This is a genomic window from Arthrobacter sp. UYCo732 (assembly GCF_040547265.1).
Lineage (GTDB): Bacteria > Actinomycetota > Actinomycetes > Actinomycetales > Micrococcaceae > Arthrobacter.
The window spans coordinates 82,484-99,212 of record NZ_JBEPPJ010000014.1 but is presented as its reverse complement, the minus strand read 5'-3'; the positions used below and the strand labels follow the sequence as shown (position 1 = coordinate 99,212).

Below are 16,729 nucleotides of genomic sequence, written 5' to 3'. Positions count from 1 at the left end.
GTGGAGCTGCTGATCCCGGACTTCTCCGGCAAGCCCGAGCACATTGCGGCGATCTGCGATTCCAAGCCGGAGGTCTTCGCCCACAACGTCGAAACCGTGCCCAGGATCTTCAAGCGGATCCGGCCCGCGTTCCGGTACGACCGGTCCCTGGATGTCATCACGCAGGGCCGGAAGCTGGGCATGGTCACCAAGTCCAACCTGATCCTGGGCATGGGCGAGACCCGCGAGGAAATCTCCGAGGCCCTGCGGGACCTGCACGAGGCCGGCTGTGACCTGATCACCATCACCCAGTACCTGCGCCCGTCCGAACGGCACCTGCCGGTGGACCGCTGGGTCAAGCCCCAGGAGTTCGTGGACCTGCAGAACGAGGCCGACGAGCTCGGCTTCCTCGGTGTCATGAGCGGCCCGCTGGTCCGGTCCTCGTACCGTGCCGGGCGGCTCTGGGCCACCGCGATGCGTAAGAAGGGCTGGGAAATCCCCGCCGAACTCGCCCACATCGAGTCCTCCGGCAGCACCCGCCAGGAAGCCAGCTCACTGCTGGCCGCACGTTCCTGAGCCGCCAGTTTGTTGTGCCTTGAGGGCCGGCACCGGAGAATATCCGGCGTCCGGCCCTCGGCCACAAATCACGTAGAATTGAGGCACTATGGCGAACTCCCCTGATTCCAGTAACACGACGCCGGCGGCCGAAGGCGCCCCGAAGCGTGGTCTCTTCTCGCGCAAGCCAAAGGAAGCAAAGGTCAAAAAGCCCAGCCGCCTTAAGCAGATCGGCGAAGTCTTTAACATGACCCGCCGCCATGACCCCATGGTCCCGTGGCTGATGCTGCTGGTGTTCCTGGGCGTTGTGGCCGTCAGCTTCCTGGTGGGCTTCTGGCTCGATAACTGGATCACCGGCCTCCTGATCGGCATCCCCCTTGGCCTGCTCGGCGCCACCCTGATCCTGTCCAGGCGCGCCGAACGCGCAGCGTTCGCCCAGATCGAGAACCAGCCCGGCGCTTCGGGCGCTGCGCTGGGCACGCTCAAGCGCGGCTGGGTCACCGAAGACCAGCCCGTCGCAGTCAATCCCCGCACCCAGGACGCTGTGTTCCGCGCCGTCGGCCGTCCCGGCGTCGTCCTCGTCAGTGAAGGACCCACCGTCAGGGTCAGGCCGCTTCTGGACGCCGAACGCAAGCGACTGGCACGGATCCTCCCGAACGTCACGGTCCACGTGATCGAGAGCGGCCGCGGTGAAGGCCAGGTTCCCATCAGCCAGGTAGCCAAGAAAATGGGGAAGCTGAAGAACGAACTGACCAAGCTCGAGGTGAACGCAGTGTCCAAGCGCATCTCGTCTCTGGGCAACCGCCTCCCCATCCCCAAGGGAATCGATCCCTACAAAGCGCGCCCCAACCGCGGACGCTAAGACATTTGAACCGCCCCGGTCCCGGCTCAAGCCGGGCACCGGGGCGTTCTTATTTGTGTCACCAACCGTGCGCCAACGCATCCTGAGATCGGAGAAGCCCATGAAAATGCCGCTGAAGACTGGTGTAATCCGCGCCTTCCGAATCCTGGCAGTGGCCGAGGCGTTCAGCTGGGCAGCCCTGCTGGTCGGCATGTATTTCAAGTGGATCGCCAACACCAGTGAGCTCGGCGTGGAAATTGCCGGCCCGATTCACGGCGCACTCTTTGTCTGCTACGGAGTGGCAGCCCTCGCCCTGTGGCGGCTGCAGCGCTGGCCGTTCACCGTGGCGTTGTTTGCCGGGATCTCCGCTGCCTTCCCCTTCGCCACCATCACCTTTGAGCTTTGGGCCGGGAAACGCGGTTACCTCACAGACGCCGCAGCACGCACAACGGACGTCAAGGAAACCGCCGGAGTTTAGAGGCGGACCAACACCGTATTCATGGCTTTGTCGTGCAGGCCACGGTGGTCCGGATCAAAGATCACGGCCGGGATGACGAGGCACAGAAGCACGGTACGTACCAAGGCCGCCAGCGGACCTGCCGGCGCCCCGCCCATCCGGACCACGTGGATCCCCACCACCCGGTGGCCGATGCTGTAGCCGAGGGTACCCACCAGCAGCATCTGCTCAGCGGCGAAGACGGCCAAGGTGGCCCAGGAGTCACCGCCGAAGGCGAAGTTGCTGATCAGCAGGGCAACCGCCCAGTCCAGCATGATGGCCACAATGCGCCTGCCGGCCCGGGCTATCGAGCCGGAGCCGGATTCGGGCAGCCCCAGCCGCTCCCCGGGGTACTTAGAGATGCCGGAGGTGTCCGGTCCGGTGAGCCAGGAGCCGATGTCGTTGCGATCTACCACCGTCCAAGCTTACCGACTCCCCGCGTTCACAGAGTGGAAGCCGCTGGACCACACTATGGACAGCAGATAGCGTTGCCTGATCAGGGCATTCTGTAACCTGCCCGAAACAATGTGGACACCGACGAGAAATGACGTGTCCATAGGCTGGTAGCAGTTTCAAGCAATACCCCCAAGCAGGGAAACAATGTTTCCCTGCTTTTCGGATTGCGCTTTGTGGCTTGCCAGCCAGATATTACATATGCGTTAGGAGCATAGATGTTCAAGAATGCGGACGAAGTCCTCAAGTTCATCAAGGACGAAGATATTAAGTTCGTCGATATCCGCTTCACCGATCTCCCTGGTGTGCAGCAGCACTTCAACGTGCCGGCAAAGAGCGTGGACGCAGACTTCTTCGTCAACGGCCAGCTCTTTGACGGATCCTCCATCCGCGGCTTCCAGGGCATCGCCGAATCGGACATGCAATTGATCCCGGACGTAACCACCGCATTCCTGGACACCTTCCGCATGGAAAAGACGCTCGCGCTGAACTTCTCCATCGTGAACCCGCGCACCGGGGACCCCTACCACCGCGATCCCCGCGGCGTGGCCGAGAAGGCTGAGGCCTACCTCGCCTCCACCGGCATCGCCGACACCGCGTTCTTCGCCCCCGAGGCCGAATTCTTCGTTTTCGACAACGTCCAGTACCAGTCCTCCCCCGAGGGCAGCTTCTACAAGATCGACTCCGAAGAAGCACACTGGAACACCGGCCGTGAAGAGGAGGGTGGAAACCTCGGCTACAAGACCCCCATCAAGGGTGGCTACTTCCCCGTTTCCCCCACCGACAAGCAGGCTGACCTCCGCGACGCCATGTGCATCGCCCTGGACGAAGCCGGACTTGAGGTCGAGCGCAGCCACCACGAGGTTGGCTCCGCCGGCCAGGCTGAAATCAACTACAAGTTCACCACGCTGACCCACGCCGCTGATGACCTGCAGAAGTTCAAGTACGTCATCAAGAACACCGCTGACGCCTGGGGCAAGTCCGTGACCTTCATGCCGAAGCCGGTCTTCGGCGACAACGGTTCGGGCATGCACTGCCACCAGTCGCTGTGGAGCAACGGCGATCCGCTGTTCTACGACGAGAAGGGCTACGCCGGCCTTTCGGACATGGCCCGCTGGTACATCGGCGGCCTGCTGAAGCACTCGGACGCCGTGCTGGCTTTCACCAATCCGACGGTCAACTCCTACCGCCGCCTGGTCAAGGGCTTCGAAGCGCCCGTGAACATGGTTTACTCGCAGGGCAACCGCTCCGCCGGTATCCGCATCCCGATCACGGGCTCCAACCCCAAGGCCAAGCGCATCGAGTTCCGTGCGCCGGACCCCTCCTCCAACCCGTACCTGGCCTTCGCTGCCCAGCTGATGGCCGGCATTGACGGCATCCGCAACCGCATCGAACCGCCGGCTCCCATCGACAAGGACCTCTACGAGCTCCCCGCCGAGGAAGCCAAGGACATCCCCAAGGCTCCGGGAACGCTGGAAGAGGCCCTCGAGGCACTCCGCGAGGACAACGAGTTCCTGCAGGCCGGTGGCGTGTTCACCCAGGACCTGATCGACACCTGGATCGACTACAAGTATGAGTACGAGATCCGCCCGCTGTCCCTGCGCCCGAACCCGTACGAGTTCGAGCTCTACTACGGCGTCTAAGACACCCTGCGGCTGACCCGCTCAGCCCAGGAAGTCAGGCCACGAAGTCCGCCCGGGCTGCCAGCATGCGTGCTGGCAGCCCGGGCGGACTTTTGCGTATCTGTACCTGTGATCACACCGAAAGGCGGAGGCTGGCCCCAGACGTGCTGAGACCAGGAGCCAGCCCCCTGACATGTGCTCCCCGAGACGAAGACTTTTCAAGCCTTCCCCCCAACAAGGTTTGAAGAACACCGCCACCCACATAATCTGTCAATGTGCGCCGGGAGGCAACGCTGTGGGAGCCGTGTCCGGCTAATTCATCCGATGAAGCTGCTGTACATGACCCGCTGCGGGCCCGAACTGCCGCCGAGGTACCGTCCGTGGTCCACGAATCCGGCATGCCGGTAAGCCGCCAGTCCCGCCGGGTTGCCCTCGTTGACAGACAGAACGACGCCGGACTCTCCGCTCCCGTGCCCCGCCGTCAGTTTCGCGGCGGATGCCACAGCCGCGGCAGCAGCGAGCCGCCCCAGTCCCCTGCCCTGGCACCGGCGGTCGATCACGAACCCGCGCAGCAACCAGGCGGAGTCGTCATCCGGCCAGCCGGCGAGGGTAGCGGCTCCCGACTGCAGGGTCAGGACACCTATGGCGGTCCCATTGGAGTCAATGGCAAATGGATGCCGGCCGTCCTCTTCCAGTCCCACGAGGACCATTCGCAAGGGGTCACCGACAAAACGCCGCTGGGCGTCATCGACTTCGAGTTCGCCTATCTCACCCAGCTTGACGGCGCGGGCGTCGCCGTCAATATCCTTCAGCGGCAACAGCCACACGTTTTCAGGCATCAACGCAGCCTAGCCGGCGCATGTCGTAGACCCTGCTGCTGCACAGGCCGGACCTGCCGTTCCGGACGTTCCAGCCAGGATCACAGAACTTTGGACAGGAAGTCCCGGGTCCGTTGCTGCTGGGGATTTCCGAACAACTGCTCCGGTTTCCCTTGTTCGCAGATGACACCGTCCGCCATGAAGAGCACCCGATCCGCGACCTCGCGGGCGAAGCCCATCTCGTGCGTCACCAACACCATGGTCATACCTTCGCCGGCCAGGTCCTTGATGACCTGCAGGACCTCGCCGACCATCTCGGGGTCGAGCGCGGACGTAGCTTCATCGAAGAGCATGATGTCCGGGTTCATGGCCAGCGCCCGGGCGATCGCAACACGCTGTTTTTGGCCGCCGGAGAGGGACGCCGGCCGGGCGTCGGCCTTCTCGGCCAGCCCGACGCGTTCCAGCAGCTTCAGGGCGCTGGCCCGGGCCGCCTCCTTGCCCTGTTTCTTCGACTCCACCGGGGCCAGCATGATGTTCTCGATCACGGACATGTGCGGAAACAGGTTGAAGTGCTGGAAGACCATGCCGATGTGACGGCGGACCTCGTTGATGTCCACCTTGGGGTCCGACACGTCAAAGCCATCCACCGTGACATGACCGGCTGTAATGTCCTCGAGCTTGTTCAGGCAGCGAAGGAACGTGGACTTGCCTGAACCCGAGGGCCCGATCACACACACCACCTCGCCTTCCGCAACCTCGGCGGTAATGCCTTTGAGGACCTCGTGCGCCCCAAAGGACTTCTTGAGGTCCCTGACCGAGATCTTGCTGGCGGCACTTACTGCTGTGCTCATTTGTTGAACCTCTTATCTGCAACGTTGGCCAGTTTGGTCAGGAGCATGATCACTACGAAGTAGAGAACAGCGACAATCAGCAGTGTTTCGGTGATCCGGAAGTTCCCGGCGTAGATCTGCTGGCCCTGGTAAAGGAGCTCTGCGAAGCCGATCGCGAGCAGCAGTGAGCTGTCCTTGAGCATGATGATCAGCTGGTTTATCAGTGAGGGGGTCATGATCTTGAACGCCTGCGGGACCACAACCTTCTGCATGGACTTTGCGTAGCCCAGGCCCAGGCTGCGGCTGGCTTCGAGCTGGCCCGGATCCACAGACTGAATGGATCCTCGGACGATTTCCGTGATATACGCACCGGAGTTCAGGCTCAGGGTGAGGACGCCCGCCACCCAGATATCGATCGGCTGGCCGGTCAGCTGAGGGATGCCGAAGTAGAAGAAGAAGGCCCACACCAGCAGCGGCGTGCCGCGGAAGACGCTAACAAAGGTCGTTGCGATGCCACGGAGGAGCACACTGGTGGAGATCTTCAGGAAACCCATAAGCAGGCCGATCAGCATGGCAATCGCGAACGAGATGGCGGTCACCAGCACCGTGTTGCCAAGGCCCTTCATGAGCGCGGGGAAGCTGTTGCCCAGCAAATCCCAGAAGCTGGACGGGGTAGCCTTCGTCGGGTCCTTGAGGTACTTGTCCAGGATCCCCTGGTACTTGCCGCTAGACTTCAGCTCCCCCAGGCCTGTATTGAACGCCTGCAGCAGCTCCGGGTTCTTGCCCTTGTTGACGGCGAATCCGTAGGAGCCTCCCTTTTCCTTCTCTGTGACCGCCTTCAGCCCGTTGTTCTGGCTGATCCCATAAGCCAGGACAGGGTAATCGTCAAAGACGGCGACGGCGTTCCCTGACTTCACGAGCTCATACATGGTGGCGGACTGGTCCAGCGATTTGACGGCGAAGCCGTACTGGTCCGCGATGGACTTGGCGTACGTTTCGCCTTCGCTCCCGGTCTTGGCCGTGACGGTCTGGCCCTTGAGGTCCCCGTAACCCTTGATGTCCGAGTTGGACTTGGCGACGGCCATCTGGACACCCGACTCGAAGTAGGGGTCGGAGAAATCGTAGATCTGCTTGCGGGGCTCCGTGATGGACATTCCGGCGATCACGCCGTCCACCTGGTTGGAGGAGAGCGCTTGGAGGGCAGCGTTGAAGCCAAGCGACTTGATCTCAACGGCGAAACCCTGTTTTTGGGCAATCTCGCGGATGATGTCCATGTCGATGCCGGTCAGTTCGCCGCCGGCATCGCGGAATTCGAACGGGGCAAACGTTGTGTCCGTGCCGATGACGAAGGTCTTCCCCGAAAGGCTCGAGGGTGCGGCGGCCGCATGGGCTGAACCGACGGTGGCCTCGGTTGCCTCTGTCGGCGCGGCTGCGGCGCCGACAGCACCGAAGAGCATGGCGGCTAAGGCCAGCAACGCGCCTATGACCGTGGCCGTCCGCGGCCTTGCGGCCCCGGTCTGCTGGAGTCTGGACAAGTTCAAACATCCCCTAGGTAAGTGCGGCAGCCGGTCTTTGGACCGGCAAACTAACCCCTAGAGGCTACCTGTATTTGGCCGTCTTCATTACCCGCGCACGCCCAGCGCAACCGCCGCGGCGCTCGTCCGGCCGCCTAGTGGCCGTAGAACACCCGCTCGAAGACCGCACGTGCACGCCTGCTCAGGCGCAGGTAGTCCTCTTCCAGGGCCGCGGCGTGGCCCGGTTCGTACCCGCACCACCGTGCCACGGCTTCGAGGTCCCGTCGTGAGGACGGCAGCAGGTCCGAAGCCCTGCCGCTCCAAATCACGTTGGCGGAACGGATCCGGCTGGCCAGCCGCCACGCATCCGCAAGCAGCTTCGCATCATCCGTGGCGAGCAGCCCCAGGGAGGCCGCCGCATCTAGAGCCTCCACCGTTGAGGTTGTCCGCAGTTCAGGGTGTCTATCTGCGTCCTGGAGCTGCAGGAGTTGCACCAGCCACTCGACATCGCTCAGTCCCCCGCGCCCAAGTTTCAGGTGGCGGGCCGGATCCGCCCCGCGCGGCAGCCGTTCGGCTTCCACCCGCGCCTTGACCCTGCGCACCTCCCGGACATCGTGCGCCGAAATATTCTCCGGATACCTCATCGGATCGATGAGGGCCAGGAAGTCGCGGGCCAGCGCGTCATCTCCGGCCATGGGCCTTGCCCGCAGCAGCGCCTGCGCTTCCCAGATCAAAGACCACCGGCGGTAATATTCAGCGAAGGAATCGAGGGAACGCACCATGGCGCCGTTCTTCCCCTCCGGGCGGAGATCCGCATCCATCTGCAGCACCCGCTCGGCCATGATGGCGGGTTTGAGCGGCTGGGTCAGGAGGCTGGACACCTTGGACACAATCCGTGCGGCCTGCTCCTGCGCTTCCTCCTCCGTAAAGCCCGGTAGGGCGCGGTGCACGTACATCACATCGGCATCAGAGCCATAACCAATCTCCCGCCCGCCCTGCCGGCCCATGGCAACAATGAGCACGGCTGTCTTCAACGCTGCCTTCGAGGACACAATGCCCTCGGCCACGCGGAGGGCACCCAGCACTGCTGCCCTGTCCGTGTCCGCCAGGGCTGCACCCACCTCGTCCTGGTTAAGCAGCCCGGCAGAATCAGCAATGGCAATCCGCAGGATCTCGCGCCGCCGGATCAGCCGGATGAGCCGCATGGCGCTTTCCGGATCTGCGTGGCGTGACATTTTGGATGTGATCTCCTGCCACTGGGCTTCAAAGCCCAGCGGGACGAGGTCCTTGTTGGTGCCCAGCCATGCCACCGATTCCGGCGATACCTCCAGCAGGTCAGCGATCAGGCGGGAGTTGGAGAGCACGTGGCACAGCCGTTCGGCAGCGGCCGTGGAATCGCGGAGCATGCCCAAATACCAGTGCGTGGTTCCAAGCGCTTCGCTGACCCGCCGGAACGCGAGCAGCCCGGCGTCGGGATCAACGCCTTCGGCGAGCCAGTCCAACAGGATGGGCAGCAGCTGGCGCTGCAGTGCGGCCCGCCGGCTAACCCCGGCCGTGAGCGCCTGGATATGCCGCAAGGCGCCCTTCGGGTCACCGTAGCCCAGGGCGGCGAGGCGGCCCTGGGCTGCCTCCGGGGTCAGCTTGGCGTCTTCGCTGCTGAGTTTGGCTGCAGTATTGAGCAGCGGGCGGTAAAAGATGCGTTCGTGCAGTTCGCGGACGGACTTTTTGGTCTTCTGCCACTGCGCGAGCAGCGCATCCGGGTGCGGCCGGTCAGTGGAAAAAGGGCCCAGGACTGCCTTGGCGAGGGCTCGGAGGGCTGCCTCGCTGACTGGCATAAGGTGCGTCCGGCGGAGCTGGAAAAGCTGGATCCGGTGTTCCAGGAGCCGTAGGTAGCGGTAGGCCTGGTCGAAGGCGGCAGCGTCGGACCGGCCAATGTAGCCGCCGGCCGAGAGCGCCGTGATGGCCGCTGTGGTGTCCCTGCGGCGGAGGGACACGTCGGATTTCCCATGTACCAGCTGGAGCAGCTGGACGGTGAACTCGACGTCACGGAGGCCGCCCCGGCCGAGCTTGATCTGCCGCTGTTCCTCGGCGGCGGGGATGTGTTCGGTGACCCGGCGGCGCATCGCCTGCACTGACTCGACGAACCCTTCGCGCCCGGCAGAACTCCAGATGAGCGGCGCTACGGCATTTTCATAGCGTTCCCCGAGTTCTTTGTCGCCGGCGATGGTGCGCGCCTTCAGCAGTGCCTGGAACTCCCAGCTTTGCGCCCAGCGGGCGTAGTAGGTTTCGTGGGACGCCAGGGTCCTGACCAGCGGCCCGGACTTCCCTTCCGGACGGAGGTTCGCGTCCACTTCCCAAAGACCGGGCTCGCGTGCCACCGAGGAGATCGCCCGGGAAATGCCGGCGGCCAGGGCGGTACCGATGGTGCTGGCCCGGGCATCGTCCAGGTCGCCGGCATCGATCACGTAGATGACATCGACGTCGGAAATGTAGTTCAGTTCCCGGGCCCCGCACTTGCCCATGCCGATGACGGCCAGGCCGACGCCGGCCACTTCGTCGGCGCTGAACTGCTCTGCGGCCTCCGCCCGGGATACCGCCAGGGCGGCCTCAATGGCGGCCCCTGCCAGATCCGCGAGTTCAGCCCCGACGGCCGGCATAAAATCCAGCGGGTCGGCGGCGCACAAGTCCTTGACGGCAAGGTCCACCACCCCGCGCCGGTAGGCCGTCCGCAGTGCCGCATAGGCTTCGGTGCCGGTTATCCCGGCCAGCGGCCGGGACGACCGTGAGTCGGCCCGGACGGACGACAGGAGGGCTGCTCGGAGCTGCTCCGGATCTGCCGGCAGCGGTTCCGGGCTGGCCGTGACCTCGAAGGCTACCAAGTGTTCCGGATGGCGGATGAGGAACTCGCCCAGCGCTTCGGAGGCCCCCAGTACACGGTAGAGCGGCTCGCTGGTCTCCGGATCGGCGGCCGCCAGCTCCCGAAGCCGCGGGTGCTTTTCAATCAGCCTGACCAGGGACTGCAGCGCGACATCCGGGTTGGCGGCCATTTGCAGGCCGGCGAAGATCCTGTCCTGGTCCAGGCCGTCCAGTTCAGGGGCAGCCAGAAACCTCTCTCCCTTCTCCAGGTCACTGAAGCCGGCCGAGATCAGGCGGCGGGCGAAGCTCACAACCACCGCCTACAGAATGCCGAGGTTGCGCTGCAGTTCGTAGGGCGTCACCTGGAGCCGGTAGTCCTGCCACTCCGCGCGCTTGTTGCGCAGGAAGTGCTCAAAGACCTGTTCGCCCAGGATCTGCGGCATCAGTTCCGATTCCTCCATGATCCGGATGGCGTCGTGGAGGCTCGCCGGAAGCGGATCATGCCCCATGGCCCGGCGCTCCGCGGAACTCAGCGACCAGACGTCATCCTCGGCCGCGGCCGGGAGTTCGTAGCCTTCCTCGATTCCCTTCAACCCCGCGCCCAGCAGGACCGCGTAGGCCAGGTAAGGGTTGGCAGCAGAATCGATTCCCCGGTATTCGATCCTGGCGGACTGTCCCTTGCCCGGTTTGTACAGCGGTACGCGGACCAGCGCAGAGCGGTTGTTGTGGCCCCAACTCAAGTAGCTTGGCGCCTCGCCGCCGCCCCAGAGCCGTTTGTAGGAGTTCACGAACTGGTTGGTTACGGCCGTGAATTCGGGGGCATGCTTCAGGATTCCGGCGATGAATTGGCGCGCTGTTGTGGAGAGCTGGAATTCCGCGCCGGCCTCGTAAAATGCGTTGGCGTCGCCCTCAAACAGGGAGAAGTGCGTATGCATTCCGGACCCGGGGTGCGGGGTAAACGGCTTGGGCATAAAGGTTGCGTAGGTGCCCTGCTGCAGGGCCACCTCCTTGATGACTGTCCGGAAGGTCATGATGTTGTCCGCCGTCTGGAGGGCGTCCGCGTACCGGAGGTCGATCTCGTTCTGGCCCGGACCCGCTTCGTGGTGGCTGAACTCCACCGAGATACCGACAGATTCCAGCATGGTGACTGCCGTGCGGCGGAAGTCCTGGGCCACGCCGCCGGGGACATGGTCAAAGTAGCCACCCTCGTCCACCGGAACAGGCGACCCATCCGGGCCGGGTTCCTGGGACTTCAGGAGGTAGAACTCGATTTCGGGATGGGTGTAGCACGTGAACCCCATGTCCGCGGCCTTGGCCAGCGTGCGTTTGAGGACGTTGCGCGGATCCGCGGCCGACGGTTCGCCATCCGGGGTGAGGATGTCGCAGAACATTCGCGCAGTCTGCTCAGTCTCACCGCGCCACGGGAGGATCTGGAACGTGGCCGGGTCCGGCTGGGCCAGCATGTCGGCTTCGAATACCCGGGCCAGGCCTTCGATGGCTGAGCCGTCAAAGCCGAGGCCCTCCTCAAAGGCGCCCTCAACCTCGGCCGGGGCGAGCGCCACTGACTTGAGTGAACCCACGACGTCGGTGAACCACAGGCGTACAAACCGTACGTCGCGCTCCTCGATTGTGCGCAGGACAAACTCTTGCTGGCGGTCCATGGTGGCCTCTTCTCCGGTCAACGTTCATGCTCCGGGTCCGCGGAAGCGGCAGCCGGCAGCAGTTCACCATAACTTTACTAAGCAATCGACACCGATGCTGGAGCCGCCACCGCACGTAACGCAGGGTTAACATCCCAGCGCCTCCCGGCCCACCGGACAAAATGGCAAATACGCCTTCTCGGGAGCCCCGGCTATGACGGGGATCACAGGCTGCGGTCCTGTCCGCGGGTGGCTAGGACCGCGGGTGCCGCACTACGCTCTTGCCATGGCCTCAACCAATAGCTCTGACTCAAGCGCGTCCGTTGACGTACCCGCACCTTACGGAAACGGGCCGGCACCGGCGCAGGCGCCGTCGTCGGGCGCTCCAGCCAAGCCGGCAGCCAAAGTCCGCATCCACCACCTGCAGCAGGCCAAACGGGACGGCACCAGGTTCGCCATGCTGACTGCCTACGAGCAATACAGTGCTGAGATCTTCGATCAGGCCGGTATTGAGGTGCTCCTGGTGGGAGACTCCGCATCCAACAACGTCTTTGGCAACGAGACCAGCCTCCCCGTGACGGTGGATGAACTCCTCCCCCTCTGCCGGGCTGTGGCCCGTTCAGCCAAGCGCGCCCTGGTGGTGGCGGACCTGCCGTTCGGCAGTTATGAAGTCTCAGCCCAGCAAGGCGTGGCTAGCGGCGTCCGGTTCCTTAAGGAAGGGCTGGCGCACGCCGTCAAAATCGAGGGCGGGAAGTACTACGCCGAAACTGTGCGCGCCATGGTCCAGGCCGGCATCCCGGTCATGGCCCACATCGGGTTCACCCCGCAAAGCGAACACGCCCTGGGCGGTTACCGTGTGCAGGGCCGCGGTGATGACGCGCAGCGCCTGATTGACGACGCCGTGGCGCTGGCTGAGGCGGGTGCGTTCAGTATCCTGATGGAAATGGTGCCGGCGGAAACCGCGGCCGCCGTTGACGCGGCCGTGAGCGTGCCGACCGTCGGCATTGGCGCCGGTAACGCCACCACCGGGCAAGTGCTGGTCTGGCAGGACATGGCTGGACTCCGGGGCGGCCGCATGGCGAAGTTCGTCAAGCAGTACGCCGATCTCCGCGCCACACTCGGCGATGCTGCCAAGGCCTACGGCGAGGACGTACGTTCAGGCCAGTTCCCCGGCCCGGAGCACTCCTTCTAAAGCAGCGGCTTCCGGGTTGGCACCTTACCCCTCAGCCCTGTGCAGCGCCCTCTTCGACCTTAATGGCGGACTTCTCGAACTCCAGGGTGATCTTGTCCGACACCAGCACCCGCCCGAGTCCAGGTTGGTATTCCATTTGAGCCCGAAATCCTGGCGGTTTATCCTACGGGTACCTTCAAAGCCGGCCCGGAGGTTGCCCGCGGGGTTCCGTTCAACGCCGACGAAGTCGATCGGGATCGAAATCTCCCGGGTGATGCCCCGGATAGTTACGGCTCCACTGACAATGAAGTGGCCCTCGTCAACCTGATCCACGCGGTCGCTCACAAACGAAATCTCCGGGGACTGGGGAGCGTCAAAGAAGTCGTTGGTCCGCAGGTGCTGATCGCGGTCGGCATTGCGGGTGCCAATGCTCGCGACTTTGATGGTCAGCTCAACGATTGAGCGTTCGGGCGCCTCTGAGTCCACCATGATGGAGCCTTCGATGTCATTAAAGGCCCCGCGCACTTTCGTGACCATTGCGTGGCGGGTGGAAAAGCCGATACGCGTATACGCCGGGTCGAAGCGCTACTGTCCTGAGTATTCTGGCTTGAGTCCGGCCATGATGTGCCTCCTTGCGGTACCACCGGTCCGTCGTCCGGGCGTGTGTAGTAACTCTCCCAGCCGAAAGCCCCGTTGGGGAGTTGCAGCGGCCCTCAAAAACCGACGGCGGCACGGGGGTGCCGCGGCCCCCTTCAGTCTTCGTCGCCCTTTTCCCACGCCGCGTTGCGGGCCCGTACCTTTGCGAGTGCGTGCTCAGCTTCCTCCCGCGTTTTATACGGGCCAATCAGCTGGGTCCAATCTGACTGGGCGTCTTCTTCCACCTCGTGTGTTTTCACGTTGAACCAGTACTCAGTCATCGGATGCTCCTTCGTTCCGTCGGGCAGCAGGCCCCGGCTGTGACCCGCGTAACCCAAGTGACCACGGGTGCAGTTTAAGCCCTCGCGTTTCTTGGCGTTCTACGGTCCCTTATATGATCAATCTATGCCTTCCCTAGCCTCGACTGCACCCACCGGCACGCTGACCCGCGGAACGGTCAGCCTCCAACTGTCCGTTCCGGCGTCCATTCCGCGCCCGGAGTACGTGGGCAAGCCTGGCCCGGCCAAGTTCACCGGCTCCGAGGTCAAGTCGGCCGAGACCATCGAGAAGATCCGTACCGCCAGCCGGATCGCCGCGCAGGCGATCGTTGAGGTGGGCAAGCACGTCAAGCCGGGAGTCACCACCGACCAGCTGGACAAGGTGGGCCATGAGTTCCTGCTGGACCACAAGGCATACCCGTCCACCTTGGGTTACCGGGGATTCCCCAAGTCTCTGTGTTCGTCGCTGAATGAAGTCATCTGCCATGGCATTCCGGACAGCACCGTGGTTCAGGACGGCGATATCCTCAACATCGATATCACGGCCTTCATTAACGGGGTTCACGGCGACACAAACTACACCTTCCCGGCGGGCGACGTCGACGAGGAATCACGCCTCCTGGTGGAGCGGACGCAGGAGTCCCTCAACCGGGCCATCAGGGCCGTGGCGCCCGGCCGCGAAATCAACGTCATCGGCCGCGCCATCCAGTCGTACGCGAAACGTTTCGGCTACGGCGTGGTGCGGGACTTCACGGGTCACGGGGTGGGCGAAGCCTTCCATACCGGCCTGATCATCCCCCACTACGATGCCGCCCCTGCCTACAACACGGTGATCGAAGCAGGAATGGTGTTCACGATCGAACCCATGCTGACACTCGGCACCGTCGAATGGGACATGTGGGAAGACGACTGGACGGTTGTCACCCGCGACCACAAACGGACCGCGCAGTTTGAACACACCCTGCTGGTCACGGAATCCGGCGCGGAGATCCTGACGCTCCCCTGAATCCCCCGGTCAGCCGACCGGCCCGCCCGCCCTGCCACGAACGGATAAGACATTGGCCAAGAAGGACGAGAAGTCGCACAAAAAAGCTCCGCTGATCGGCATCGACATCGGCGGTACCGGAATCAAGGGCGGTATTGTCGACCTGAAGAAGGGCAAAGTCCTCGGCGAGCGGTTCCGGGTGCCCACTCCCCAGCCGGCCACCCCCGAGGCAGTTGCCGACGTCGTGGCGCAGGTCGTGGCCGAACTCTCCGGCCGCCCGGAGGCCCCGGCACCGGATTCGCCTGTGGGCGTTACATTCCCCGGCATCATCCAGCACGGCGTGGTGCATTCTGCGGCCAACGTGGACAAAAGCTGGCTTAACACAGACATCGACGCCCTGCTCACGGCCCGCCTGGGACGCCCGGTTGAGGTCATCAACGACGCCGACGCCGCGGGGCTGGCGGAGGCGCGCTTCGGTGCCGGCGCCGGGATTGACGGCACTGTCCTGGTGATCACCCTCGGCACCGGGATCGGTTCTGCTTTCATCTTCAACGGCCATCTGGTGCCCAACGCGGAGCTGGGCCACCTGGAGATCGACGGCTTCGACGCCGAGACCAAGGCTTCCGCCGTGGCCCGCGAGCGGGACGGCCTGAGCTGGGAGGAATACAGCGTACTGCTGCAGCGCTATTTCGCCCACGTCGAGTTCCTGTTCTCGCCCGAGCTGTTCATTGTGGGCGGCGGCATCTCCAAGCGCGCGGACGAGTTCCTGCCCAAGCTGAAGCTGCGCACTCCCATCGTGCCTGCTGAGTTGAAGAACGAGGCCGGAATCGTGGGCGCCGCCGTCGAAATTGCCTTGAAGCACAAGTACGTTAAATAGCTATTGGCTGGTTCTGATGCGGCTTCGCCTGCGGTGATGGTTGTTACCGGTGCCAGCAGCGGCATCGGGGCGGCTATCGCCCGCCGTGCCGCACAGGAGGGGTACGCCGTCGTCGTGAATTTTCCAGCCTACGCCGCAGGTGCCAGCTTAGTGGTGCGACACATTACTGGAAGCGGCGGGACGGCTGTTGCCGTCCAGGCGGATGTGAGCGACCCCGCCGCAGTGGAGGCCCTCGTCGACGCAGCCGACCAGCTGGGCAAATTCGCCGCGGGTGTAAACAAGGCCGGCATCACCGGGAACCTGATCGGCAAACTCGCCGACGTTCCCGCCGAGACGGTGCGGCGCGTGATGGACGTGAACGTGTCCGGCCCGATCTACGTCTGCCAGGCGGCCGTCCGCGGGCTGGGACGGAACACCGGCGGCAACGGCGGTTCCATCATCAACATCTCTTCCACGGCCACCAAGGCAGGTTCACCGGGAACGTGGGCGCACTATGCCGCGTCCAAGGGCGCCGTAGACGTCCTCACGGTGGGGCTGGTGGCCGGCCCGCAGTGACGGTGCTGGCTGCGTCTGCCCTCAGCCGCCGTACGGGAGCTTACAGGGGACTCTTTGCGGAGTTCTTAGTGCTCTTTGCAGGCTGTACCGGGATTTCTTCCGCGGACTCGTGGCGGAGCAGCGCAATGGCGGTCTCGAAGTCTTCAAGGGATTCGAAGGCCTGGTACACGCTGGCGAACCGCAGGTACGCCACCTGGTCGAGCTTCTGCAGCGGGCCGAGGATGACGAGGCCAACTTCATGCGCATCAATCTCTGCGGCCCCCGAGGCGCGGATCTGCTCCTCAACCTCCTGCGCAAGGAGCGCAAGGTCATCTTCGCTCACCGGGCGGCCCTGGCAGGCCTTGCGGACGCCGTTGATGACCTTGCTACGGCTGAACGGCTCGCCGACGCCGGAACGCTTAATGACGGACAGGCTGGTGGTTTCGACGGTGGTGAACCGGCGTCCGCACTCGGGGCACTGGCGGCGGCGCCTGATGGCTGAACCGTCGTCGGCCATGCGGCTGTCGACAACGCGGGAGTCCGGGTTGCGGCAGAACGGACAGTACATGGTGTCCCCTCCCTCGATCGTCAGGCATCAGTCTACGACCGGATGGTGTCTAACACCAAGCCTGTAACTACTACAT

General features: G+C 63.9%; 16 protein-coding genes and 1 pseudogene. 8 read left to right on the top strand and 9 right to left on the bottom strand.

The genetic code is table 11. The features are described from left to right. From ABIB45_RS16350 to ABIB45_RS16340, 3 genes are all read left to right on the top strand, one after another. The coding region (locus ABIB45_RS16350; protein ID WP_354216898.1) for a lipoyl synthase at window positions 1-555 on the top strand (555 nt) is incomplete at its 5' end. Window positions 556-643: 88 nt separating this feature from the next. After that, window positions 644-1,396: a DUF4191 domain-containing protein gene (locus ABIB45_RS16345; protein ID WP_354216897.1), complete on the top strand. Its 753-nt coding sequence runs from the start codon at window positions 644-646 to the stop codon at window positions 1,394-1,396. Between the two features lie 106 nt (window positions 1,397-1,502). After that, on the top strand, window positions 1,503-1,853 hold the full coding sequence (locus ABIB45_RS16340) for a DUF3817 domain-containing protein (RefSeq protein WP_354216903.1): 351 nt from the start codon (window positions 1,503-1,505) through the stop codon (window positions 1,851-1,853). Here ABIB45_RS16340 and ABIB45_RS16335 read toward each other — a convergent pair. After that, on the bottom strand, window positions 1,850-2,287 hold the full coding sequence (locus tag ABIB45_RS16335) for an RDD family protein (protein ID WP_354216896.1): 438 nt from the start codon (window positions 2,285-2,287) through the stop codon (window positions 1,850-1,852). The two genes, ABIB45_RS16340 and ABIB45_RS16335, sit on opposite strands and share 4 nt — an antisense overlap. 255 nt (window positions 2,288-2,542) lie before the next feature. On the opposite strand from ABIB45_RS16335, the gene glnA (ABIB45_RS16330) reads away from it, so the two are divergent. Beyond that, the gene (gene glnA / locus ABIB45_RS16330; RefSeq protein WP_354216895.1) at window positions 2,543-3,967 is read left to right on the top strand and encodes a type I glutamate--ammonia ligase; all 1,425 of its coding nucleotides are present in this window, start codon (window positions 2,543-2,545) and stop codon (window positions 3,965-3,967) included. 296 nt (window positions 3,968-4,263) lie between these two features. On the opposite strand, the gene ABIB45_RS16325 is transcribed toward glnA (ABIB45_RS16330), so the two are convergent. The 5 genes from ABIB45_RS16325 to glnA (ABIB45_RS16305) form a co-directional block, all read right to left on the bottom strand. After that, window positions 4,264-4,785 carry a GNAT family N-acetyltransferase gene (locus tag ABIB45_RS16325; RefSeq protein WP_354216894.1) on the bottom strand — a complete coding sequence of 174 codons (522 nt, stop codon included), beginning with the start codon at window positions 4,783-4,785 and terminating at the stop codon, window positions 4,264-4,266. Window positions 4,786-4,865: 80 nt separating this feature from the next. Beyond that, window positions 4,866-5,615: an amino acid ABC transporter ATP-binding protein gene (locus ABIB45_RS16320; RefSeq protein ID WP_354216893.1), complete on the bottom strand. Its 750-nt coding sequence runs from the start codon at window positions 5,613-5,615 to the stop codon at window positions 4,866-4,868. Further along, window positions 5,612-7,051: an amino acid ABC transporter substrate-binding protein/permease gene (locus ABIB45_RS16315; RefSeq protein WP_354216902.1), complete on the bottom strand. Its 1,440-nt coding sequence runs from the start codon at window positions 7,049-7,051 to the stop codon at window positions 5,612-5,614. The genes ABIB45_RS16320 and ABIB45_RS16315 overlap by 4 nt, the downstream gene beginning before the upstream one ends. 212 nt (window positions 7,052-7,263) lie before the next feature. Then, window positions 7,264-10,275: a bifunctional [glutamine synthetase] adenylyltransferase/[glutamine synthetase]-adenylyl-L-tyrosine phosphorylase gene (locus tag ABIB45_RS16310; protein WP_354216892.1), complete on the bottom strand. Its 3,012-nt coding sequence runs from the start codon at window positions 10,273-10,275 to the stop codon at window positions 7,264-7,266. Between the two features lie 9 nt (window positions 10,276-10,284). Further along, window positions 10,285-11,625 carry a type I glutamate--ammonia ligase gene (glnA, locus tag ABIB45_RS16305; protein ID WP_354216891.1) on the bottom strand — a complete coding sequence of 447 codons (1,341 nt, stop codon included), beginning with the start codon at window positions 11,623-11,625 and terminating at the stop codon, window positions 10,285-10,287. Window positions 11,626-11,890: 265 nt separating this feature from the next. On the opposite strand from glnA (ABIB45_RS16305), the gene panB reads away from it, so the two are divergent. Beyond that, on the top strand, window positions 11,891-12,796 hold the full coding sequence (panB, locus tag ABIB45_RS16300; protein ID WP_354216890.1) for a 3-methyl-2-oxobutanoate hydroxymethyltransferase: 906 nt from the start codon (window positions 11,891-11,893) through the stop codon (window positions 12,794-12,796). A 186-nt stretch (window positions 12,797-12,982) separates the two neighbouring features. Here panB and ABIB45_RS16295 read toward each other — a convergent pair. After that, a pseudogene (locus tag ABIB45_RS16295) lies at window positions 12,983-13,312 on the bottom strand (YceI family protein); the annotation flags it as partial. A 215-nt stretch (window positions 13,313-13,527) separates the two neighbouring features. After that, the gene (locus ABIB45_RS16290) at window positions 13,528-13,692 is read right to left on the bottom strand and encodes an SPOR domain-containing protein (protein ID WP_354216889.1); all 165 of its coding nucleotides are present in this window, start codon (window positions 13,690-13,692) and stop codon (window positions 13,528-13,530) included. Between the two features lie 124 nt (window positions 13,693-13,816). On the opposite strand from ABIB45_RS16290, the gene map reads away from it, so the two are divergent. Genes map through ABIB45_RS16275 form a run of 3 tightly spaced genes read left to right on the top strand, consistent with a single transcriptional unit; the run spans window position 13,817 to window position 16,106 of the window. Beyond that, window positions 13,817-14,695: a type I methionyl aminopeptidase gene (gene map / locus ABIB45_RS16285; protein WP_354216888.1), complete on the top strand. Its 879-nt coding sequence runs from the start codon at window positions 13,817-13,819 to the stop codon at window positions 14,693-14,695. Between the two features lie 52 nt (window positions 14,696-14,747). Then, window positions 14,748-15,551, top strand: coding sequence for a polyphosphate--glucose phosphotransferase (gene ppgK / locus ABIB45_RS16280; protein WP_354216887.1), 804 nt, complete (start codon window positions 14,748-14,750; stop codon window positions 15,549-15,551). 36 nt (window positions 15,552-15,587) lie between these two features. Next, window positions 15,588-16,106, top strand: a complete 519-nt coding sequence (locus ABIB45_RS16275; RefSeq protein WP_354216886.1) for an SDR family NAD(P)-dependent oxidoreductase — start codon at window positions 15,588-15,590, stop codon at window positions 16,104-16,106. Window positions 16,107-16,146: 40 nt separating this feature from the next. Here ABIB45_RS16275 and nrdR read toward each other — a convergent pair whose 3' ends face one another. After that, the gene (nrdR, locus tag ABIB45_RS16270; RefSeq protein ID WP_354216885.1) at window positions 16,147-16,653 is read right to left on the bottom strand and encodes a transcriptional regulator NrdR; all 507 of its coding nucleotides are present in this window, start codon (window positions 16,651-16,653) and stop codon (window positions 16,147-16,149) included. Window positions 16,654-16,729 lie beyond the last annotated feature (76 nt).

Coding starts and splice junctions, on each gene's coding strand:
- ABIB45_RS16275 (WP_354216886.1), top strand. CDS start 15,588: ATGGTTGTTACCGGTGCCAGCAGCGGCATCGGGGCGGCTATCGCCCGC.
- ABIB45_RS16315 (WP_354216902.1), bottom strand. CDS start 7,051: ATGCTCTTCGGTGCTGTCGGCGCCGCAGCCGCGCCGACAGAGGCAACC.
- nrdR (WP_354216885.1), bottom strand. CDS start 16,653: ATGTACTGTCCGTTCTGCCGCAACCCGGACTCCCGCGTTGTCGACAGC.
- ABIB45_RS16320 (WP_354216893.1), bottom strand. CDS start 5,615: ATGAGCACAGCAGTAAGTGCCGCCAGCAAGATCTCGGTCAGGGACCTC.
- ABIB45_RS16340 (WP_354216903.1), top strand. CDS start 1,503: ATGCCGCTGAAGACTGGTGTAATCCGCGCCTTCCGAATCCTGGCAGTG.
- ABIB45_RS16325 (WP_354216894.1), bottom strand. CDS start 4,785: ATGCCTGAAAACGTGTGGCTGTTGCCGCTGAAGGATATTGACGGCGAC.
- glnA (WP_354216891.1), bottom strand. CDS start 11,625: ATGGACCGCCAGCAAGAGTTTGTCCTGCGCACAATCGAGGAGCGCGAC.
- panB (WP_354216890.1), top strand. CDS start 11,891: ATGGCCTCAACCAATAGCTCTGACTCAAGCGCGTCCGTTGACGTACCC.
- glnA (WP_354216895.1), top strand. CDS start 2,543: ATGTTCAAGAATGCGGACGAAGTCCTCAAGTTCATCAAGGACGAAGAT.
- map (WP_354216888.1), top strand. CDS start 13,817: ATGCCTTCCCTAGCCTCGACTGCACCCACCGGCACGCTGACCCGCGGA.
- ABIB45_RS16290 (WP_354216889.1), bottom strand. CDS start 13,692: ATGACTGAGTACTGGTTCAACGTGAAAACACACGAGGTGGAAGAAGAC.
- ABIB45_RS16345 (WP_354216897.1), top strand. CDS start 644: ATGGCGAACTCCCCTGATTCCAGTAACACGACGCCGGCGGCCGAAGGC.